Genomic DNA, 20,500 nt, shown 5'->3' with positions numbered 1-20,500 from the left:
CAGAAAATATAAGGAAAGAACGATGAAGTTCGTAGATCAAACAAGAGTATTTGTTAAATCAGGCCCTGGTGGGAATGGATGTGTCTCCTTTCGCCGGGAGAAATTTGTAGAATTTGGTGGCCCAAACGGCGGTGATGGTGGCCGTGGTGCTCATGTAATCATTCGCGCTGTTCAAGGCCTCAATACTCTCGTTGATTATCGTTATAAACGTCACTACAAGGCTCAGCGCGGCATTGATGGCTCTGGAAGAAACATGACAGGCCGGTATGGTGAAGACCTAATCATGGAAGTTCCCATTGGCACCCAAGTCTGGGACGAAGACCAAGAATTTCTCTTGGCGGATTTAACTAAATTGGATCAGGAAGTCGTCATTGCTGAAGGCGGTGAAGGCGGTTTGGGCAATACAAATTTCAAATCAGCGACAAACCAAGCCCCGCGAACAGCGACCAAGGGGGGCGAAGGCGAAGAGCTCTATATTGTCTTGCGTCTTAAATTAATTGCAGATGCGGGCCTTCTTGGTCTACCAAATGCAGGGAAATCAACTTTCCTCTCTGCGGTTACCCGGGCTAAGCCAAAAATTGCTGATTACCCCTTCACGACCATTGCGCCCCAATTAGGCGTCGTTGGTTTTAAAGGCAATGAGTTCGTGATCGCAGATATCCCTGGTTTAATTGAAGGAGCAAGCGAAGGTGTTGGCCTAGGCCATCGCTTTCTTGGACATGTTGAACGATGCGGTGTTCTCCTGCACCTGATAGATGCCGTTCAAGATGATGTCGTGGATGCATACACAACAATCATGAATGAGTTAGAGGCCTATGCTGAGGAACTTAAAGACCGTCCTATGATTGTGGGCCTGAATAAATGCGACGCGACGATAGAAGAAGACATCGAAGAAAAGCTTGAACTTCTTAAAGAAGTCTGTCCCCATCCCATAGTTGTTCTCTCTGGCGTTACAGGAGAAGGTGTTGAGGAAACACTAGGCGCACTATGGAAAATTGTTAAGAATGATATTACAGCACGTCGACTGGGTGATCAAGCTGACTTAGAGCAACTTCCAGATGACGTACATGAGGATGACGGTGATTGGTCACCAGTATAGCGAGGATTTATGCAAGATCTTAAGACACTCAGTAAAGAGACTTGCAACAGACTGATTATAAAGATCGGCTCTGCCCTCCTCGTTGACCCGGATTCCGGCCAAATCAAGCAGGATTGGCTTAATTCTCTTGCACAAGATATCAATGAACTCCGTCAAAAAGGGATCGATATTCTCATCGTTTCCAGTGGTTCTATTGCGCTAGGGAAAAAAGACCTAGGTCTGTTCGGGCGCCCCAACAAACTTGAAGAAGCACAAGCCTCTGCAGCCATTGGACAAGTTCTTCTCGCCCAATCATATGCTGATGCCTTTGCACCTTTTGGCATTACTGTAGCACAAATGCTGTTGACGTTAGATGACTTAGAAGACAGGCCTCGCCATTTAAATGCGCGCGGCACTGTTGAGGCCCTTCTTAGTCGGCGCATTATCCCTGTCATCAATGAAAATGATACCGTTGCAACCAGTGAAATTCGGTTTGGAGATAATGATCGTCTCGCAGCCCGTGTTGGCAGCCTAGCCAAGGCGGACCTCGTCGTCCTGCTTTCTGATATTGACGGTCTTTATACAGCCAATCCAAAACTTGATTCTCAGGCACATTTTATCGAGTGCGTGCCTGAAATTACTGAAGAGATTGAAAAAATGGCAGGCCCTGCCGTCAGCACAAATTCATCCGTCGGGACTGGCGGAATGACGACCAAGATCATGGCCGCAAAAATGGCCACCAAGGCCGGCTGTTCTCTTGCTATTGCTCGTGGCACGGAACCTCATCCCCTCTCCCAAATGATAGCAACAGGCCGCGCAACTTTATTTCCTGCTAGTCAGACACCTCTTGCACTCCGCAAGCAATGGTTGTCTACTATGCAAACGCCCCGAGGGTTTGTACATATTGACACTGGTGCTGCCAACGCTCTCACAAAAGGGGCAAGTCTTCTCCCTGTGGGTGTCGTTCGTGCTGACGGTCAGTTTAATCGTGGTGATTTAGTTGGCATTATGGGAGAAACTGGCCATTTAATTGGACAAGGTTTAGCAAATTTTGATAGTGTTGACGCACAAAAAATAATTGGGTCGAGCAGTGAAGCAATCTCTAAAATCTTAGGAGCCTCTGTCAGATCTACCCTTATACACAGAGATGATTTGGTACTCTTCTAATGGATGAATTGATAAAACAAACGATAGATAGGCTCTGCGATCAAGCAGTCATTGCGGCTAAAGGCCTGGCAGTTTGTTCTGCAGACCTCAAAAACAAAGCCCTGCTAGAGGCTGCTAAGTCACTGCGGCACAATGCCCATCTCATCCTTGAAGCCAACCTGCAAGATATGCAAACAGGCGCAGAGAAAGGGCTTTCAAGTTCGATGCTCGATCGCCTCTACTTGGATCAGGACCGAATAGATGCCATGGCACAGGGCTTGGAAGCCATCACCAGACTTGAAGATCCTGTGGGACAAATCATGGACCAATGGTCCCGCCCAAATGGATTAGATATCCAACGGGTTAGAACGCCGCTAGGGGTAGTTGGTGTGATTTATGAAAGTCGACCTAATGTGACCGCCGATGCAGCAGCCCTTTGCTTAAAAGCTGGAAACGCTGTCATCTTGCGCGGGGGCAGTGAGTGCCTTCATTCAAACAAAGCCATTCTTACAGCCATGCTTGATGGATTTGATCATGCAGGGCTGCCCAAATTTATTGCCCAACTTGTCCCGATGACAGACCGTGAGGCTGTGGGCCATATGCTGAAAGCCAGTGGCAAAATTGATGTCATAGTCCCCCGCGGCGGCAAATCACTTGTCTCCCGTGTCCAAGAAGAAGCCCGTGTTCCAGTCTTTGCCCATTTAGAAGGGGTTAATCATATCTATGTGGACAAAGGAGCCGATCAGGACCGCGCAGCAGAAATAATCGTCAATTCTAAAATGCGACGCCCTGGAGTTTGTGGAGCCGTTGAAACTGTTCTCATCCATCAAGATGAAATTGAGATGATGAAGCATATTTGTTCAGAACTCAAAAAGGCCGGCTGCAGAATTCGAGGTGGAACCTCTGTGATGGCACATATCCCTTATGCAGAGTTGGCAACAAACGATGATTGGGACACAGAATATCTAGATACAATCGTTGCAGTTAGAACTGTCTCAAATATGGATAGGGCTCTTGACTTTATCAGTCTTCACAGCAGCCATCATACAGATTGCATCATTACAGAAACTCAAGAAAATGCTGATCGCTTCCTACGTGATGTGGATAGTGCCATTGTCATGCATAACGCCTCTACGCAGTTTGCCGATGGAGGAGAATTTGGCATGGGTGCTGAAATCGGCATCGCGACAGGCCGCATTCATGCACGCGGACCTGTAGGATGCGAACAACTTACAACTTTCAAATATCGTGTCCTAGGTCAAGGCCAGCTACGCCTATGATCCCTACTCAAAAAGGGCATATGAATTTAGCGGGACTTTCACTCAGCGCTCAAGGAAAAAAAATTGGCCTTTACGGAGGGAGTTTTAATCCTCCACATAGCGGTCACCTTCATATCGCAAAAAGCGCCTTGCAAAAACTTGACCTTGATGAAGTATGGATTCTAGTGAGCCCAGGCAATCCTTTAAAAGAAGCTTCTAAGGATATGGCCCCCTTTGACCGGCGATTAGAAGTCTGTTCTCAATTTTTCACAGCGCCCCGAATCAAAGTACTTGGGTTAGAGAAAGCTTTGAAAACACGCTATTCTGTGGATACGGTCAAAGAAATCCGAAAACGCTTTCCTAAATCTTCCTTCGTCTGGATTATGGGGGCTGATAATGCAGAAATTTTTCATTTATGGGCTCAGTGGCGCGATATTGTTCACATTCTTCCCATTGCGATTTTTGATAGAACAGGCTATTCTATGGCTGGGCGTCACAATAGACTGACTCGTGAATTTTATAAAGATCGACAAAAGCCTAAAGATGTGACAAAGAGCATCGCGCCCAGCTGGTGTTTTGTACCTCTTGTGAGAAATGCATCATCGGCATCTATGATCCGTCAACAGTTAAAATGCGACTGGTGGGGTCATTAGAGCACTCGGGCAATAAAGTGAGTGGCTCTTGAAGGGGAATACTCCCCGTAATGCAACACTTAAAGGAGACTTCGTTGCAGACAGCATCTCAGACTGACACAGTCAGCACAGCACCCGTCGCGCAGATCGCGCTATCGGACCTTCTTGAGACGATTACATCGACCCTTGATTCTAACAAAGCTGAAGAAATCGTTCCTATCAATCTTTCAGGGAAAAGCGGAATCGCAGACTATATGGTTATTGCTTCTGGGCGATCAAATCGTCAAGTCGCGGCTCTCACTGATTATTTAATGAAGGCCTTGAAAGAAGCTGGTATCACTGGTGCACGCGTAGAAGGCTTGGATCAAGCAGATTGGGTTCTTGTAGACACAGGAGACATCATCGTTCACCTGTTCCGCCCAGAAGTTAGAGAATTCTATAATCTCGATAAGCTTTGGGCGAGCGATACCGATGAAGAAGAAGCACAGCCTTTAAATTGATAAAAGCCTGCAGTAGCAGGCTTTTTTATAGGGCTAAACATATACATTACAATCTATTCCCTTTTGGGATGGCTGGTGTCTTTTGCGCATTAAACTTTTAGCATTTGGAAAAATGGGCAGAGGCCCTGAATATACACTCTTTCAGGAGTATATATCCCGCTTACCTTGGAAAGTTGACGTCCAAGAGTTTGAGATAAAGAAACCTGCCGCAACCCCAGACCTTAGAAAAAAAGAGGAAGCAGAAAAATTACTGGCAGCCATTCCAGACGGCTCTGCTGTGATCGTACTCGATGAAAGAGGCAAAGATTATTCCAGCCGGTCTCTTGCTGAAAAAATTGATAGCATCCATCTACAAGGATTTAATCAGCTAACATTCATCATTGGTGGTGCTGACGGCCTTGATGAGACTGTCCGGAAGAAAGCAAATCTTTTGCTCTCATTAGGAAAAAATACGTGGCCTCATATGCTTTTGCGGGTTATGCTCGCCGAGCAAATTTACCGCATATGGTCCATAGGGGCTGGACACCCTTATCACAGAGATTAATCCATATATAAAACGAGAGTTTAGAAAATGACAATGAGTAACGCACCTGTAGTATTATGCATTCTTGATGGATGGGGATATAGAGAAGACAGCGTTGATAATGCTATTAAGCTGGCGACCCTACCAAACTACACCAAATTCTGGGAACAGGGCAATCGGTGCTGGCTTAAAACTAGTGGGCTTGCTGTGGGACTTCCTGAAGGACAGATGGGCAATAGCGAAGTCGGGCATATGAATATTGGGTCTGGCCGTGTTGTTCTACAAGATCTGCCTCGAATTGATGACTCTATTTCAAATAATATGTTAGTGCATGAGGAAGAAATTCAAGCGCATATTCATGCACTAAAAACTTCAGGCGGCACATGCCACCTGATGGGTCTGTTATCGCCTGGCGGTGTGCATAGTCATCAAGACCATATAGTCGCTCTGGCGAAAATTTTCAGCGATGCAGGCATTCCAGTTGCCATCCATGCTTTTCTGGATGGCAGAGACACCCCGCCAAAGAGTGCCTCTGACTTTCTCTCTCGCTTTGAAGAAGCAATTCATGCTTTAGAAGAGATCTCAATCGCAACAATGACAGGGCGCTATTATGCCATGGATCGGGATGAGCGATGGGATCGTGTCGAAACAGCCTATCGTGCTATTGCAGAAGCAAAAGGGCAAGCAACTGCCGCCTCAGCATCAGAAGCACTTGAGAAAGCCTATGCAGAAGAAAAATTCGATGAATTTGTCCCTGCCACAGTTATAGGTGATTATGAAGGGATGAAGCCTGGCGACGGCCTGCTGATGGCCAACTTCCGTGCCGATAGAGCGCGTGAAATTTTAGCTTGCTTTGTCGATCCGGACTTTAATGGCTTTCCTTTAGATTCTATTGCATCAACTCTCGTTTCTCGAACTGGCATGGTAGAATATTCAAGCCACTTAGCTCAATTCATGACGACTGTTTTTCCGAGCCCAGAAATCAATAATAGCCTAGGTGAAATCATTTCAAATGCAGGTATGAAGCAACTCCGCATTGCAGAAACAGAAAAATATGCCCATGTAACCTTCTTCTTCAACGGGGGTAAAGAAGATATTTTCAACGGCGAAGATCGGATTTTAATCCCCTCTCCAGATGTCGCGACCTATGATCTCCAACCAGAAATGTCCGCACCTGAATTAACTGACAATTTAGTGAAAGCCATTTCAAGTGGGAAGTATAGTACGATCATTGTCAACTATGCCAACCCTGATATGGTTGGTCATACAGGTGTATTAAGTGCTGCAATCGCAGCCGTTGAGGCTGTTGACAAAAGCTTGGGTCGCGTTGAAGAAGCTGTCACAGCAGCCGGCGGCCAATTGCTCATCACCGCAGATCATGGCAATGTGGAGCTCATGAAAAACCAAGAGACGGGTGCCCCTCATACTGCCCATACGAGTTTCGACGTACCGCTTGTCGCTCTAGGGCTTGATAGAAATCTTCAGGACGGTGCGCTTTCTGACATTGCACCCACAATTTTAGAATTAGTCGGCATTGAGCAACCTAAAGATATGACTGGGACTTCCTTACTGGCATAACGTATGATGGTTCATTCCCCTCCCATATCACGATCGCAGAAATTGAAAGCTTCCCTGGTTTCAACATTGATCTTTACGCAGGCGTTGACGGCGCCTCTCCAAGCTCACGCTGAAGCTTTGGCAAAAGACGTACAGGATGCATCGCAGACCAAAGAACAACTCAAGAAGCTAGAAACTGAGATAGACAAACGAGAAGCCAGCAAAAAACAACTGGAGCAGAAGGCCGCAGAAGCCTTAAAGGAACGGCAATCTCTGCAAGTTCAAATGGTCTCCATTGGTCGGAAATTGCAAAGCACAGAACAAAGTATTTTCCTATTAGACAGTCGCATTGGAAAGTTACAAGAATTGACCAACGAAAAGAGAGATGAGCTGTTAAACAATAAAGACAGTATGGTTGAATTGATTGCTGCACTCCAACGTATGGGAAGACGCCCGGCTGCGGCAAGTCTGCTAAAACCTGGAGAGGCCTTAGATACGGCTCGATCTGCTTCACTACTCTCAACACTATTGCCTCATATTGATATTAAAGCTGCTGCCTTAAAACGTGATATTAGCTATCTGGCGGATCTGTATACTGAGCTTTCTGACAAGCGATTTTCATTAAAAACAAACTTATCTGACCTTGCCCAACAACAAGTGATATTAAAAAATTTAGTCGCACGACGAGAGATTGAAGAAACAGACGCACGCGCTGCAGCAAGAGGCGAAAGCTTGCGCATATCAAGACTTGTGAGAAGCAGCCGTGACACCCGCGATTTATTGCAAAAATTAGAAGAAGAGAGTAAACGATTCCAAGCGAGACAAGCCCGTCTAAAACGTGCTTCGGAAGCTCGAGCGGCGGCAGAGCGGCGACAAAATAACCCCGCTGTTCAACCGCAAACAGTTGCCCCTACACCGTCTGGTGTCAGCTTCAGATCTCTTCGAGGAAAGATGCCCTATCCTTCTTATGGTAAGCTGATTTTAAAATACGGGCAACGGGACGGCGTGGGAAGGGCGAAAGGGATTCGCCTTAGTGTCAGATCTGGTTCACAGGTAATTTCACCCTTTGAAGGGCGCGTAGTCTATGCTGGCCCTTTCAGAGAATATGGACAGCTTGTTATAATCGCTCATAAAGATGGCTATCACGGCCTGTTGGCCGGCATTAGCACGCTCTATACCGCCCTCAATCAATGGGTATTGCTTGGCGAACCTGTAGGGCAAGTCGCTGGGGGGGCAAGTCGCACCAGTCAACTCTATTTCGAACTAAGAGGAAAGGATGGCCCCTTCAACCCTCTTCCATGGTTAAAAAGTAATTAAACAAATATAGGCTTAGGTATATGCAAACCCTCGATACAAACCGCGTCATCACTTTCACCTGTCCAGATAGTTCAGGACTCGTTGCAGAAATTTCAACTTTTCTTGCTCAGGAAAATGTGAACATTACAGAGGCAAATCATCATACAGAAACCCAAACGGGAGAAGCGCTTCTTAGGTTTTCATTTAAGGAACTTGGTACTGTAAAAACCATAGATGAATGGCGCGAAAAAGGGAAATACCTTGAAAAGAAATTCAAGGGCACTTTGAATGTCTATGATGTCAGTCATCCAATGAAGGTTGTGATTGCTGTCTCCAAATTTGGGCACTGTCTACAAGATCTCATCCTAAGAACACAGTCTGGAGCTCTGCCCATCGAAATATGTGCTGTGGTTTCTAACCATGAGACTTGGAGAAGTTTTGTAGAATGGGCAGATATTCCTTTCCACTACGTGCCAATGGAAAAAGGGAAAAAACAAGAACAAGAAGCTCAAATTCGAGCGATCGTTGAAAATTCAGAGGCTGAGCTCTTAATACTTGCTCGCTATATGCAAATCTTATCGAAAGAAATGTGCGCTGAGTTCAATGGAAAAGCCATCAATATCCACCACTCTTTCCTTCCCAGTTTCAAAGGGGCAAAACCCTATAGCCAAGCCCATGAAAAAGGGGTGAAAATTATTGGAGCGACGGCACATTATGTCACAACAGATTTAGATGAAGGTCCAATTATTGAGCAATCCATTGAGCGCGTTGATCACTCTGTTTCTGTTGAAGAATTTATGAATATTGGACGAGATACCGAATCCATTGCGTTGAACCGTGCTGTACGCTGGCATGCGGAAAGACGAGTATTACTTTCCGGAAAACGGACTGTTGTCTTCCAATAAAATGATTTTTTCCTCATCAGAATAAACGAAAGACTGAATATATACATTTTAGAGTGGAAGGCCTGCCCCCTTCATGCCATGATAGAAGTGTATAAAGAGAGTCCATAAAAGACAGGCTCTACTGCCAATAGATGACGGGAAAGATATGATGACACTTAAAAAGCCATTTACACTTATAAAATCTGCATTAATCGCTGCGACTTTGGGAACCACCATGCTGGCAAGCCCCCTCCAGGCAGATGGTAAACGGCTTAAAGGTGAAGAACTCTACACAGAGCTTGATGTTCTTATTCGGGTTCTAAAGCATATGCGTGAAGATTATGTCGACGCTGATATCGATGACAAAAAAGCTTTAGAATCTGCCATTCAAGCCATGCTTAAATCTTTGGATCCCCATTCAAATTATATCAATATGGATAACCTTAAGAATGTCCAAATGCAAGTCCGTGGTGAATACGGCGGCTTAGGCATAGAAGTGTCTGAAGAAAAAGATGTGGTAAAAGTTGTTTCCCCTATTGATGACACGCCTGCACAGCGTGCTGGCATTAAATCAAATGATTATATCACACATATTAACGGTGAAGACATTTTGGGGAAAGGGCTTGATTATGCCATTAGTAAAATGCGCGGCGCCGTGGGTGAACCTATTAATATTACGATTGTTCGTGTAGGTGTAGAGGACCCCTTTGATGTAAAGATTGTTCGTGACAATATCAAAATACGCAGTGCTCGCCACAGAGTTGAAGACGATACGATCGGCTATATTCGCATTTCAACTTTCAATATGCAGACATGGCCTAGCCTGAAGAAATCAATTGATGCACTTCATGCTGAACTCGGCGATAAAATGCAAGGCGTTGTCCTAGATCTCCGCAATAATCCCGGAGGTTTATTATCTCAAGCCATTAAAGTATCTGATACTTTTCTCGAACAGGGTGAGATTGTCTCAACCCGCGGGCGACACCGCACAGACAATGAAACGTGGTTTGCCGATTACAGTGGCTATTGCATGCCAGGAAAATACTGTGATCCCGTTGAAGGTGATTTGGTGAATGGCCTTCCAATGGTTGTCCTCACAAATGCTGGAAGTGCTTCTGCCAGTGAAATCGTTGCCGGCGCCCTTCAAGATCATCGCAGAGCTATTATCCTGGGAGATAGAAGCTTTGGGAAAGGCACAGTACAGAGTCAGTATAAAATCTTTAATCGCGCTTTGAGACTAACGACTGCACGCTATTACACACCGAGTGGCAACAGCATTCAAGGGCGCGGTATCGAGCCTGACATTGAAGTTCTCTTCCCAGCAGAACAGCGATATAAAATGCGCCGTGAAGCTGATCTAAGAAATACAATTTCAAATGATTCAGATGCCTATGACCGCTCTGGCGAGTTAGAAGAAATGACCTTTGATAAAGATGCTAAGATTGAGCCTGCACAAGAAGACATACAGTTGAAATATGCTATTCGACTCTTAAAAGGCCTCTATGAGCCAGCCCCTGAGCAAACTGTTGCCAAAGCTGAACTGCCCGATAAAAATGTTGAGCAGAAGAAATCCTTGAATAAATAGGGTCTCCTAGAGTACTCTAGGGATATTCTGTCATCTGACAACAAAGGATAAGCATGTCTTCTCTACGCATAATACTCTTTGCATGGGTTACTAGTTTTTTGATATTTGGTGGTATTTATTTCTGGGCCGAAATGAGTTACGACGCTGAGGCTGTAAAAAACGCTGAAGCCGCAAGTAAAGAAAAACCCAAGCCTAAACTTGCCGTTAAGGCTGTCTCAGAACTTTTAGAAGAAGATGAAGACGGAAGCCTGCTGCCTAAGATCGCAGAAGATGGAAGACGTCCTTTTGATGTCTATGCTGCTGAAGTTCAACCTTCAGCCCTCAATGTTCCAAAAGTTGCTCTTGTGATTAACCGATTGGGTATGCGCCAACGAGATATAACATACGCAATCAATGAATTACCTAAAGAAGTCAGCCTTTCTTTTACACCCTATGCCAGTGATCTCTCAAGATGGGCAGAACTGGCCCGCGAACAAGGGCATGAAGTTTTCATCGAATTGCCAATGGAACCACTTGACCCAGAAAAATCTGACGCTGGAAATCTGGCCCTCACTACAGGAAACAGCACCGCAGATAATATGAGAAACATGCGTGTTGTTATGTCGCAGATGAGCGGGTATGTAGGCATTATGAGCACACATGGATCGCGATTCACGTCTCAGCGAAATGCCATGAGGCCCATAATCGATGAGCTCAAAAAAAGAGGGTTGATGTATCTGGATCTTAAGACAACCAATTATACACAAGGGCCAAATCTAGCAGCGACTGAACAAGTGCCAATGGCTTATAGAGACATCGAAATTGATAATGATAAAAACCCTGTCGAAATTAGAACAAAGCTCCGCAATTTAGAAGAAAGAGCCCTGACAAATGGTTTTGCGTTAGGAGTCGGCTCCAGCAAGCTTGTCACGATGCGTCAAGTTTCTGCGTGGGCGAAAGAATTGAGGGCCAAAGGCATCCTGCTCGTACCTGTCTCAGCCATCGCATCTAAACAGCCTTTGTAAAAGTTATTTTCCCTCATGGACAACGCTTCATCAACCAGCCATCTACCCTACCGTCCTTGCGTCGGTGTTATGCTTATCAATGCAGACGGTAAGATTTGGGTAGGAGAGCGCATAGACACCCCTGGGGCTTGGCAAATGCCGCAAGGGGGTATCGATCCAGATGAAACCCCTTTGAGTGCAGCTACCAGAGAACTCGAAGAAGAGACTGGCATAGCAGCCGAACATGTCACTCTCGTCGACCAAACCAAAGATTGGCTGACCTACGATCTTCCACAAGAGCTTGTTCTTTCTGGTAAAGTTTGGAAAGGAAAATTTCGCGGACAAAAGCAACGCTGGTTTCTTTATCGATTGGATGCAGCTGATTCATTGATTACGATAGACCAACCCCATCCAGAGTTTTCTGCGTGGCGCTGGACATCTCCTCAGAGGCTCATAAAAGATATTGTCCCCTTTAAGCGAGAGATCTATCTTTCCGTCTGTAAACAATTCGGAAATTACTTGCCTTCTTGAGGTATTTTAAGTTTAATCATTATTCTGATATCGGACGGTGGGGAGAGATGTTCCTAGTATTCATCGTGACCATTATTTTATAAATGATCTGAATACTACAATTGGAAATCACTTATGATGCCGCGGGCGACAACCATGAATTTTTCAGAGGCAGATATCCCATTTGAAGATGGGCTGGCGCTCTATAGATGGTGGCATACTTTATTCAGGAAGAATGGAAAATTCCCACGAAAATCAGAAATAAACCCTTCCGACCACGTCTCCTACTTAGATAAAATTTACCTGATAACACTTGATTTAGAGTCCGGTGACCATATCATGCGTTTACATGGCACATTCATCACTGAAATTCATCAGCGTGATAATTCTGGAAAACCCGTACGTCTCATGGCGGGTGCTGACGTTTTCAATCAACGTATCGCCTGTATTATTGAACATAAAAAGCCTGTCCTAGTCACCTATGATAAGCTTGAAGCCCACCATGATGCATATGACACATATCATACCATTGGTCTACCAATTGCAGATGATCACTCAGGCGAGTTAGCTCACATTATCGGTGTTGTACACTATAAATAAATACTTCTTTTCAAACAATAGTAGTTGACTTTTATACAGATGCCTTCTATTTAACTCATACGTTAATTAAGTATTTGGTTAAATAGAAGAGACGCACATGGATAGACTTTCAGCAACCTTTTCAGCTCTAGCTGATCCAACGAGACGCGCTATTCTCGAGCAGTTACAGTCCGGAAAGCATACTGTGGCCTCTCTTGCAGCCCCTCATAGTATGAGTGCTCCAGCGATATCAAGACACCTTAAGGTGTTAGAAAAGGCAGAGCTAATACACCGCGAAAGAAACGCCCAAACCATCTACTGTTCAATTAACGGAAAGAACTTAAAAACAGCCATTGACTGGCTGGAAACATATGGAGAATTTTGGCGGTCTAGCTTTGACCGCTTAGAAAATCTTCTTATTCAACAAGAGACAAAAAAAGATTAACCCGAGTTACATAATAAGCGAGGAACGAATAATGAATGCGATCGATTTAACAACAACCCCTGTATTAGAAATTACAAAAGTCTTCAAAGTATCACCGGCCCGTGTATTCGAAGCCTTTATAACACCTTCATTAATGAAACAATGGTGGGGCCCTGCTTCCATGACCGTTCCACTGTGCGAGTTAGATGCTAAGCTGGGCGGAAAATGGAAAACAATGATGGTGAATGATGAGGGTGAAGAATTTACAGTCTCTGGTGTTTATACCAAAATAAACAGTCCAATTGAGTTAGAATTCACATGGGCGTGGCTTGAGGATGGACAACGTGGTCAGGAAACCACTGTAAATTTAAAATTTACTGCTGTTGAAAATGGCACTCGACTAGACCTCGTTCAAGGCTCCTTCAGCGATGGATGTCAAGCGCACCACGAAGGCTGGATGGGCGGTCTCACGAACCTAGAAGAGCTCTTAGCTTAAAATAGAAAAGGCCCCGCACAATTAAGAGCAGGGCCTTTATCTTTATATGTTCAGGTCGGCTTTATGAAGCCACCACATCCTGTAGAGCCAGCATCCAATCAAGATCCTTCTCGAATCCAGCCTTTTCTACATCGTCTTTTGCGTCTTCAATGTCTTCACGAACGGCAGCGATTTTCTGTGCCAAGTCAGAAGAATCAACAGAACCGAGATCAATTGTTTCTTCAGCAAGCAGAGTAAGTCCTTCAGGGCTTACTTGAGCAAGGCCGCCTTTAACAAACAGACGCTCTGCGTCCCCTGCTTCATCAGCGAAGATTTCAATAACACCAGGACGAATGGTGGACATCATAGGCGCATGGGCAGGGAGAACAGCGAAATCACCGTCAGTTCCTGGCACCACTACCTGTGCAGCTGTTGTGTCTTTTAAAAGACGCTCTGGCGACACAATTTCAAGGCGCAATGTATCAGTCATGATGTCCGTCCCTTACCTTAGGCAGCTTCTGCAGCAAGCTTTTCAGCTTTAGCAAGAACCTGATCAATGTTACCCACTAGGTAGAAAGCAGCTTCTGGAAGGTGATCATATTCACCAGCCACAATTGCTTTAAAGCCTTTTACAGTGTCTTCGATGCTTACTAGTTCACCAGGTGTCCCTGTAAAGATCTCAGCAACGTGGAAAGGCTGAGACAAGAAACGCTCAACTTTACGGGCACGTGCAACCACCAGCTTATCTTCCTCAGAAAGCTCATCCATACCAAGAATAGCAATAATATCTTGGAGTGATTTATATTTCTGGAGAAGCTCCTGAACAGAACGAGCAACTTCATAGTGCTCATCACCAAGAACACGTGGATCAAGAATACGAGATGTACTATCCAAAGGATCAACCGCAGGGTAAATCCCTTTTTCAGCAATTGCACGGTTCAATACTGTTGTAGCATCAAGGTGAGCAAATGACGAAGCTGGCGCAGGGTCAGTCAAGTCATCAGCAGGAACGTAAACAGCCTGTACAGATGTAATCGAACCCTTCTTCGTTGTGGTAATACGCTCCTGCAATGAACCCATATCGGTTGCAAGTGTAGGCTGGTAACCCACAGCAGAAGGAATACGTCCAAGAAGCGCTGATACCTCAGCACCCGCCTGTGTAAAGCGGAAAATGTTATCCACGAAGAAAAGAACGTCCTGGCCTTCTTGATCACGGAAATATTCCGCAAGAGTCAAGCCTGTCAGAGCAACACGTGCACGCGCACCAGGAGGCTCATTCATCTGACCATATACAAGAGCAGCTTTACTTTCACCCTCAAGATTGATCACATTTGATTCGATCATCTCATGGTAAAGGTCATTACCCTCACGCGTACGCTCACCAACACCAGCGAAGACAGAGAAACCACCATGACCCTTCGCAATGTTGTTAATAAGTTCCATAATCAGTACGGTTTTACCTACACCGGCACCACCAAAGAGACCAATCTTACCACCTTTTGAATAGGGCGCTAAAAGATCTACCACTTTAATACCTGTAACAAGCATTTCCTGCTCTGTAGACTGATCTGCGAACTCAGGCGCTTCGGCGTGAATTGGAGCTGTTTGCTTCGCGTTGACAGGGCCACGCTCGTCAATTGGCTCACCAATCACGTTCAAAATACGACCAAGTGTCTCAGGTCCTACAGGAACAGAGATCGGTGCGTTTGTGTTTTGTACTTCTACACCACGAACAAGACCATCAGTCGAGTCCATCGCGATAGTGCGTACTGTGTTTTCACCCAAGTGCTGGGCAACTTCAAGCACGAGACGCTGACCATTGTTGTCAGTTTCAAGTGCAGTCAGAATTTCTGGCAAGTTGTCGTCGAATTGTACGTCGACAACGGCACCAATAATCTGACTAATGCGGCCTGTGTTAGCCATGTGCTACACTCCTTAGCTTACAGCGCTTCAGCGCCAGAGATAATTTCAATCAATTCGCTGGTAATAACAGCCTGACGTGTCCGGTTATAAACCAGTGTCAATTTGTCAATCAGTTCACCTGCGTTACGTGTTGCGTTGTCCATCGCAGTCATAGAAGCACCCTGCTCAGAAGCAGCGTTTTCTAGGAGACCACGATAAATCTGGACCGCCACATTTCGTGGCAACAAATCTTCCAGAATTTCCGCTTCGCCTGGCTCATAATCATAGATTGCCCCACCAAGTTCATCAGCGACCTCTTCGTCGTTTGCCACTTCTGGCATCGGCGCAGGAATAAGCTGTTGCTTGGTTGGAATCTGAACAAGAGCAGACTGGAATTTACTATAGAACAGTGTCGCAACATCAAACTCACCACGTTCATACATGGCAAGAATATCAGCTGCGATCGGCTGCGCATTTGCAAAACCAATCTTTTTCACAGAGGACAAGTCTTTTAAATCGATGATATACTCACCAAAATCACGCTTCAGCAGGGTATGACCCTTCTTACCAACGCAAAGAATTTTAATGGTTTTACCTGCATTCAAACGCTCATTAATATGCGCTTTAGCAGCTTTGACGATATTGGCGTTGAAAGCACCACAGAGACCACGCTCTGAGGATCCAACAACTACCAATTCAACATCGTCCTTGCCTGTTCCAACTAGAAGAGGAGAAGCACCGGGCTGATCAGCAACAGCTTGACCAAGCCCTGTAAGTACTTTTTCCATCTTCTCTGCATACGGACGCGCAGCTTCAGCTGCTTCTTGCGCACGGCGCAGTTTGGACGCGGCCACCATTTTCTTAGCTTTGGTGATCTTCTGCGTCGACTTGACGGAATTGATCCGGATTTTAAGGTCTTTAAGGCTAGGCATATCTAGTCCCTTTCCTTACCCGTTGATCGGTTAACTGAACGACTTCGCAAAGCCTTCCAGGATTGATTTCAACTGAGATTGAAGGTCATCAGACAATTTCTTCTCAGTGCGAACAGCTGTCAGAACGTCAGCATGTTTTGACCGCATTTCCGCAAGGAAAGCTTCTTCAAAACGGTTGACATCTGTTACTGCGATACCATCAAGATATCCCTTCACACCAGCAAAAATTGAGACAACTTGCTCTTCCATTGTCAGCGGGCTGTACTGAGCCTGCTTTAGAAGTTCAGTCAAACGAGCACCACGGTTCAGCAGCTGCTGTGTCGCGGCATCTAGATCAGAGCCAAACTGAGCAAAGGCTTCCATCTCGCGGTACTGAGCAAGCTCAAGTTTAATAGAGCCAGCAACCTGTTTCATCGCTTTAACCTGAGCTGCAGATCCCACACGAGATACTGAAAGACCAACGTTAATCGCAGGACGAATACCTTTATAGAACAAATCTGTCTCAAGGAAGATCTGACCATCTGTAATCGAAATCACGTTTGTTGGGATGTATGCAGATACATCGCCCGCTTGTGTTTCAATAATAGGCAGAGCTGTCAAAGAACCAGAGCCATTCGCATCAGACATCTTCGCAGCACGCTCAAGAAGACGACTATGAAGATAGAATACATCACCCGGATACGCTTCACGTCCTGGAGGGCGACGAAGCAAGAGTGACATCTGACGATAAGCAACAGCTTGCTTAGAAAGATCATCATGAACGATAACAGCATGCATGCCGCCGTCACGGAAGAACTCACCCATTGCTGTGCCTGTATACGGCGCAAGGAATTGAAGAGGCGCAGGCTCAGACGCTGTCGCTGCGACAACGATTGAGTATTCTAGAGCACCATTTTCTTCAAGAGCTTTAACGATCTGAGCAACTGTAGAACGCTTCTGACCAACTGCTACGTAGATGCAGAATAATTTCTCACCTTCAGACGCTGCGGCATCGTTGGTTGCCTTTTGGTTAATAAATGTGTCAATGGCAACTGCAGTCTTACCTGTCTGACGGTCACCAATGATCAACTCACGCTGACCACGACCAACAGGAACAAGAGCGTCAACAGCTTTTAGACCTGACATCATTGGCTCATGGACTGATTGACGAGGGATAATGCCAGGGGCTTTAACCTCAACACGCTGACGCTTAACGTCTTCTAGCGGGCCTTTACCGTCAATTGGGTTACCTAGCGCGTCAACAACGCGACCAAGCAAACCTTTACCAACAGGAACGTCCACAATGGTGCCAGTTCTCTTGACTGTGTCTCCTTCACGGATACCACGGTCAGAACCGAAAATCACCACACCAACGTTGTCTGTTTCCAAGTTAAGAGCCATGCCCTTAATACCACCTGGAAATTCAACCATTTCACCAGCCTGCACATTGTCCAAGCCATACACACGGGCAATACCGTCACCTACTGACAGCACTGTACCGACTTCTGATACTTCTGCTTCGTTGCCAAAGCCAGCGATCTGATCCTTTAGGACCTTGGAAATTTCCGCCGCACGGATATCCATCACTGAACCCCTTTCATAGCGACCTTGATGTTGTCGAGTTTAGTCTTAATAGAACTATCAATCATTTGAGAGCCTACCTTGACAATGAGACCGCCAAGCAAGCTTTCGTCAACGCGCGCGTCAACTTCCACTTTTTGCCCAACAGCCGATTTAAGTTTCTTTTTGATTTCATTAACCTGAGTTTTTGTCAGCTCAGCAGCACTAATGACCTCAGCCTTCACTTCTCCGCGGTGCTCAGCCATCAAAAGACCAAAATCACGGATAATGTTTTCCAGCACATTTGTACGCCCGTTCATAGCAAGAGTACCGAGGAATTTCTGAACGAGATCAGAAAGACCAGCCTTCTCTGCAACTGCAGAAACACCTTTTGCTACATCATCACGGGAATACACTGGAGATAGGATAAGATCACGCAAGTCTGCGCTCTCACTATAAAGATTACTCAGAGAAACAAGATCAGATTCTGTTGCCTCTAGCGCTTTCGCTTCAAGAGCAAGCTCAAACAGTGCTAGTGCATAACGACCAGAAATACCTGACACGATGGCTTTATTTGATGCCACGCCGTAATCCTTTTCTCGCGACATATAAAAATGCTGGGATCGCATTCATATGTCTACTAGAGGTTTTAAACCATAAATGAACCGATTTTTCTTGCCTAAGCATAAGCGATTCTTTTCGGTTCATCGCTCAATAAATTCTCCGTCAGCCCTTACTTTCTGCGTTGTACACATAAGTAAACACTTGATGGACGGAACATCAAGCGCAGCCACCCTCTAGCACATGGTTTTCGCAAGTGCAAGAGGGGGAAAGGGGATTCTTAAAGAATCTCGATTTAGGCTGTGACTTTAGGTTAAGCGCGCGTGAATTCAAGTTTGTTTTCTGGGGAATTTACTTCATGCAAGAAGACTTGACCTCTTCTCTTTTTTGACTGATTTTTCGCTTCAACGATTTTCCGGCTTAGGGAGTCAAAACTCTCGCCGGTCTCACTATCCAACTCCACGATAGCTGCCGCAGTATTCAAGAGATCAAATTCTCTAACTTGTCCGTGGCGATCTTCCATAACAATCTTTCCACGCTTTCGATCCTCTTCTTGATAGAAGCTTTCGATGGCAGCTTTGAAATCATCCATAATGAATTGAATTTCATTCTTGATTGCCTGTGCGCGCCTTCTTCTGAAACCGAGAAAGAAATCATCACCGCCCACATGGCCAATAAAGACATCATCCTGTGCCCCAAATCTTTTTCTTAAGAGCTCAGAAAATAGTATAATGACACGGTCACCTTGACGAAATCCATAAGCATCATTGAAAGGCTTGAATTCATTAAAATCAAAATAAACAATTGAACTGCTTTCCCCTGTGAGAAGCAAGTCTGCAATATGATCATTGATCACATTGTTACCCGGAAGCCCCGTGAGAGGATTTTGGTCCCGAGCCTCCGCTAAAGTGATGGAAGAGAAAATTCTGAGTAAAGCCTCTGATTTTAAGAACCCTTTATACTTACCGTTTTCTGTCACGATAAGCCCGTCAGCCCCCTCTACCCCGCCCCCTTCTCCAGCGAGAGAATATATTTCAAGCAATGACCGCACTGGAACAGTCACATCCGTGACAGGGCATGAAACGCAGAATCGCTGCATAGAATTTCCAATACTTTTATTATGAAGCAGGTCCCAACCAAACTGGTCATATAAATAAGCTTTGAAGTCTTGCTCCCTTAGAATACCAACCGGCACATTGTGGCAATCTACAAGAGGTAATATTGAATGGTCTGACTGTCTTTTAAATTTCTCAAGCACCTCTTTAATATCAGCATTCACTGAAACACTCTCTACGTCTTCAATCCAGGCTGAAAGGTCAGTCACATGATTGGCTTTTCTGCGCCGGTCCGTCGAAAGAACTGCTTCAATATGCTCATATGCAGGCTTCAGATTAGCATGATTAGTCTCTGGGACCGATATGAAATACCCCTGAATCAGGTCACATCCAATCGCGCGGCACTCAAGATAATCCTGCTCTTCCTCAATGCCTTCAGCCACAACTCTTAAACCAAGCACATGCGCTAAATTCACGATTGAGGAAACAAACAATCTCTTTTTATTAGACGCTGCAATGCCATCCACAAAAAACCGATCTATTTTCAAATATTCAGCCTGATGGTCGTAAAGAAGCTTCATCTCTGAGAAGCCACGACCGAAGTCATCAATGGCCACTCGAATTCCTCTGTCCCTCACGCTTTGCAAATGCTCGGAAAAATAGGAAGCATCGGAGTTATTATAATGCTCGGATAATTCAAACACGAGTTGAGAGGGCTGAATATCATTTCTTGCTAAGATCTCACTCGACCAATTGGGGTCTTCATCTTCCCGCTCAAAGATGCGCCCATCCAAGTTATAAAAAAGTTTGATATGGTCCCTAAAGGAGAGCTTAGCAAAAGACTCAATAGCAATTTTCCTTAGCTCGCGGTCAACTTGCTCCAGACATCTCAACTCCCAAGCACAATCGAATACACCTGCGATCGATGCAAACCCACACGCCTCATGCCCCCTCAGCAAAGCCTCGACAGCATAAGTTCCGCCTGTACCAGCATTGACAATTGGTTGAAAGGCAAATTGAATAGATTCTTTAACTGCCTCGATTAGCTGCTGACTGTTTTTAATTTTATATTTCATACTC

Annotated in this window: 21 protein-coding genes; 15 read left to right on the top strand and 6 right to left on the bottom strand. The window is 45.3% G+C overall.

The window, feature by feature from the left end; all coding sequences use genetic code 11:
* Positions 1–22: 22 nt before the first annotated feature.
* The 15 genes from obgE (at position 23) to QGN29_RS07670 (ending at position 13,452) form a co-directional block, all read left to right on the top strand.
* The gene (obgE, locus tag QGN29_RS07740; protein WP_310797277.1) at positions 23–1,099 is read left to right on the top strand and encodes a GTPase ObgE; all 1,077 of its coding nucleotides are present in this window, start codon (positions 23–25) and stop codon (positions 1,097–1,099) included.
* A gap of 9 nt (positions 1,100–1,108) precedes the next feature.
* Positions 1,109–2,245: a glutamate 5-kinase gene (gene proB / locus QGN29_RS07735; RefSeq protein ID WP_310797276.1), complete on the top strand. Its 1,137-nt coding sequence runs from the start codon at positions 1,109–1,111 to the stop codon at positions 2,243–2,245.
* Entirely contained in the window at positions 2,245–3,504 is a 1,260-nt protein-coding gene (locus QGN29_RS07730) for a glutamate-5-semialdehyde dehydrogenase (protein WP_310797275.1), read from the top strand. The genes proB and QGN29_RS07730 overlap by 1 nt, the downstream gene beginning before the upstream one ends.
* A 20-nt stretch (positions 3,505–3,524) precedes the next feature.
* A complete protein-coding gene (nadD, locus tag QGN29_RS07725; RefSeq protein WP_310797274.1) occupies positions 3,525–4,136 on the top strand; it encodes a nicotinate (nicotinamide) nucleotide adenylyltransferase in 612 nt (203 codons plus the stop codon).
* Between the two features lie 74 nt (positions 4,137–4,210).
* The gene (rsfS, locus tag QGN29_RS07720; RefSeq protein ID WP_310797273.1) at positions 4,211–4,615 is read left to right on the top strand and encodes a ribosome silencing factor; all 405 of its coding nucleotides are present in this window, start codon (positions 4,211–4,213) and stop codon (positions 4,613–4,615) included.
* 82 nt (positions 4,616–4,697) lie between these two features.
* A complete protein-coding gene (rlmH, locus tag QGN29_RS07715; protein ID WP_310797272.1) occupies positions 4,698–5,159 on the top strand; it encodes a 23S rRNA (pseudouridine(1915)-N(3))-methyltransferase RlmH in 462 nt (153 codons plus the stop codon).
* 27 nt (positions 5,160–5,186) lie between these two features.
* A complete protein-coding gene (gene gpmI / locus QGN29_RS07710; RefSeq protein ID WP_310797271.1) occupies positions 5,187–6,716 on the top strand; it encodes a 2,3-bisphosphoglycerate-independent phosphoglycerate mutase in 1,530 nt (509 codons plus the stop codon).
* Between the two features lie 3 nt (positions 6,717–6,719).
* Complete coding sequence (locus QGN29_RS07705; RefSeq protein ID WP_310797270.1) at positions 6,720–8,012, top strand: murein hydrolase activator EnvC family protein; 1,293 nt, start codon at positions 6,720–6,722, stop codon at positions 8,010–8,012.
* A gap of 20 nt (positions 8,013–8,032) precedes the next feature.
* Positions 8,033–8,896: a formyltetrahydrofolate deformylase gene (purU, locus tag QGN29_RS07700; protein ID WP_310797269.1), complete on the top strand. Its 864-nt coding sequence runs from the start codon at positions 8,033–8,035 to the stop codon at positions 8,894–8,896.
* A 145-nt stretch (positions 8,897–9,041) separates the two neighbouring features.
* Positions 9,042–10,460 carry a S41 family peptidase gene (locus QGN29_RS07695; protein ID WP_310797268.1) on the top strand — a complete coding sequence of 473 codons (1,419 nt, stop codon included), beginning with the start codon at positions 9,042–9,044 and terminating at the stop codon, positions 10,458–10,460.
* A 53-nt stretch (positions 10,461–10,513) separates the two neighbouring features.
* Positions 10,514–11,464, top strand: a complete 951-nt coding sequence (locus tag QGN29_RS07690; RefSeq protein ID WP_310797267.1) for a divergent polysaccharide deacetylase family protein — start codon at positions 10,514–10,516, stop codon at positions 11,462–11,464.
* Positions 11,465–11,479: 15 nt separating this feature from the next.
* Complete coding sequence (locus QGN29_RS07685) at positions 11,480–11,974, top strand: RNA pyrophosphohydrolase (protein ID WP_310797266.1); 495 nt, start codon at positions 11,480–11,482, stop codon at positions 11,972–11,974.
* A 114-nt stretch (positions 11,975–12,088) separates the two neighbouring features.
* The gene (locus QGN29_RS07680; RefSeq protein ID WP_310797265.1) at positions 12,089–12,553 is read left to right on the top strand and encodes a PAS domain-containing protein; all 465 of its coding nucleotides are present in this window, start codon (positions 12,089–12,091) and stop codon (positions 12,551–12,553) included.
* 97 nt (positions 12,554–12,650) lie between these two features.
* Positions 12,651–12,977: an ArsR/SmtB family transcription factor gene (locus QGN29_RS07675; protein WP_310797264.1), complete on the top strand. Its 327-nt coding sequence runs from the start codon at positions 12,651–12,653 to the stop codon at positions 12,975–12,977.
* 31 nt (positions 12,978–13,008) lie between these two features.
* On the top strand, positions 13,009–13,452 hold the full coding sequence (locus QGN29_RS07670) for an SRPBCC family protein (protein WP_310797263.1): 444 nt from the start codon (positions 13,009–13,011) through the stop codon (positions 13,450–13,452).
* A gap of 61 nt (positions 13,453–13,513) precedes the next feature.
* Here the strand turns inward: QGN29_RS07670 and QGN29_RS07665 are convergent, their stop codons facing one another.
* The 6 genes from QGN29_RS07665 to QGN29_RS07640 all read right to left on the bottom strand — a co-directional run bounded on the left by QGN29_RS07665 (position 13,514) and on the right by QGN29_RS07640 (position 20,496).
* Positions 13,514–13,921 carry a F0F1 ATP synthase subunit epsilon gene (locus QGN29_RS07665; protein WP_310797262.1) on the bottom strand — a complete coding sequence of 136 codons (408 nt, stop codon included), beginning with the start codon at positions 13,919–13,921 and terminating at the stop codon, positions 13,514–13,516.
* Positions 13,922–13,938: 17 nt separating this feature from the next.
* The gene (atpD, locus tag QGN29_RS07660; protein WP_310797261.1) at positions 13,939–15,354 is read right to left on the bottom strand and encodes a F0F1 ATP synthase subunit beta; all 1,416 of its coding nucleotides are present in this window, start codon (positions 15,352–15,354) and stop codon (positions 13,939–13,941) included.
* Positions 15,355–15,371: 17 nt separating this feature from the next.
* Positions 15,372–16,265 carry a F0F1 ATP synthase subunit gamma gene (locus QGN29_RS07655; RefSeq protein WP_310797260.1) on the bottom strand — a complete coding sequence of 298 codons (894 nt, stop codon included), beginning with the start codon at positions 16,263–16,265 and terminating at the stop codon, positions 15,372–15,374.
* Positions 16,266–16,295: 30 nt separating this feature from the next.
* Positions 16,296–17,828, bottom strand: a complete 1,533-nt coding sequence (gene atpA, locus QGN29_RS07650; protein ID WP_310797259.1) for a F0F1 ATP synthase subunit alpha — start codon at positions 17,826–17,828, stop codon at positions 16,296–16,298.
* Positions 17,828–18,412 carry a F0F1 ATP synthase subunit delta gene (locus QGN29_RS07645; protein WP_375164694.1) on the bottom strand — a complete coding sequence of 195 codons (585 nt, stop codon included), beginning with the start codon at positions 18,410–18,412 and terminating at the stop codon, positions 17,828–17,830. Before QGN29_RS07645 ends, atpA begins: the two co-directional genes overlap by 1 nt.
* Positions 18,413–18,678: 266 nt before the next feature.
* Entirely contained in the window at positions 18,679–20,496 is a 1,818-nt protein-coding gene (locus QGN29_RS07640; RefSeq protein WP_310797257.1) for a GGDEF domain-containing protein, read from the bottom strand.
* Between the last annotated feature and the right edge of the window lie 4 nt (positions 20,497–20,500).

It is taken from the genome of Temperatibacter marinus (genome assembly GCF_031598375.1).
Lineage (GTDB): Bacteria > Pseudomonadota > Alphaproteobacteria > Sphingomonadales > Kordiimonadaceae > Temperatibacter > Temperatibacter marinus.
This window is presented reverse-complemented; position numbering and strand designations above follow the sequence as displayed.

What these genes read in the sequence shown, in the direction of transcription:
- obgE (WP_310797277.1), top strand. Translation starts at nt 23, where the DNA reads ATGAAGTTCGTAGATCAAACAAGAGTATTTGTTAAATCAGGCCCTGGT.
- proB (WP_310797276.1), top strand. Translation starts at nt 1,109, where the DNA reads ATGCAAGATCTTAAGACACTCAGTAAAGAGACTTGCAACAGACTGATT.
- QGN29_RS07730 (WP_310797275.1), top strand. Translation starts at nt 2,245, where the DNA reads ATGGATGAATTGATAAAACAAACGATAGATAGGCTCTGCGATCAAGCA.
- nadD (WP_310797274.1), top strand. Translation starts at nt 3,525, where the DNA reads ATGAATTTAGCGGGACTTTCACTCAGCGCTCAAGGAAAAAAAATTGGC.
- gpmI (WP_310797271.1), top strand. Translation starts at nt 5,187, where the DNA reads ATGACAATGAGTAACGCACCTGTAGTATTATGCATTCTTGATGGATGG.
- QGN29_RS07705 (WP_310797270.1), top strand. Translation starts at nt 6,720, where the DNA reads ATGATGGTTCATTCCCCTCCCATATCACGATCGCAGAAATTGAAAGCT.
- purU (WP_310797269.1), top strand. Translation starts at nt 8,033, where the DNA reads ATGCAAACCCTCGATACAAACCGCGTCATCACTTTCACCTGTCCAGAT.
- QGN29_RS07695 (WP_310797268.1), top strand. Translation starts at nt 9,042, where the DNA reads ATGATGACACTTAAAAAGCCATTTACACTTATAAAATCTGCATTAATC.
- QGN29_RS07690 (WP_310797267.1), top strand. Translation starts at nt 10,514, where the DNA reads ATGTCTTCTCTACGCATAATACTCTTTGCATGGGTTACTAGTTTTTTG.
- QGN29_RS07685 (WP_310797266.1), top strand. Translation starts at nt 11,480, where the DNA reads ATGGACAACGCTTCATCAACCAGCCATCTACCCTACCGTCCTTGCGTC.
- QGN29_RS07680 (WP_310797265.1), top strand. Translation starts at nt 12,089, where the DNA reads ATGATGCCGCGGGCGACAACCATGAATTTTTCAGAGGCAGATATCCCA.
- QGN29_RS07675 (WP_310797264.1), top strand. Translation starts at nt 12,651, where the DNA reads ATGGATAGACTTTCAGCAACCTTTTCAGCTCTAGCTGATCCAACGAGA.
- QGN29_RS07670 (WP_310797263.1), top strand. Translation starts at nt 13,009, where the DNA reads ATGAATGCGATCGATTTAACAACAACCCCTGTATTAGAAATTACAAAA.
- QGN29_RS07665 (WP_310797262.1), bottom strand. Translation starts at nt 13,921, where the DNA reads ATGACTGATACATTGCGCCTTGAAATTGTGTCGCCAGAGCGTCTTTTA.
- atpD (WP_310797261.1), bottom strand. Translation starts at nt 15,354, where the DNA reads ATGGCTAACACAGGCCGCATTAGTCAGATTATTGGTGCCGTTGTCGAC.
- QGN29_RS07655 (WP_310797260.1), bottom strand. Translation starts at nt 16,265, where the DNA reads ATGCCTAGCCTTAAAGACCTTAAAATCCGGATCAATTCCGTCAAGTCG.
- atpA (WP_310797259.1), bottom strand. Translation starts at nt 17,828, where the DNA reads ATGGATATCCGTGCGGCGGAAATTTCCAAGGTCCTAAAGGATCAGATC.
- QGN29_RS07645 (WP_375164694.1), bottom strand. Translation starts at nt 18,412, where the DNA reads ATGTCGCGAGAAAAGGATTACGGCGTGGCATCAAATAAAGCCATCGTG.
- QGN29_RS07640 (WP_310797257.1), bottom strand. Translation starts at nt 20,496, where the DNA reads ATGAAATATAAAATTAAAAACAGTCAGCAGCTAATCGAGGCAGTTAAA.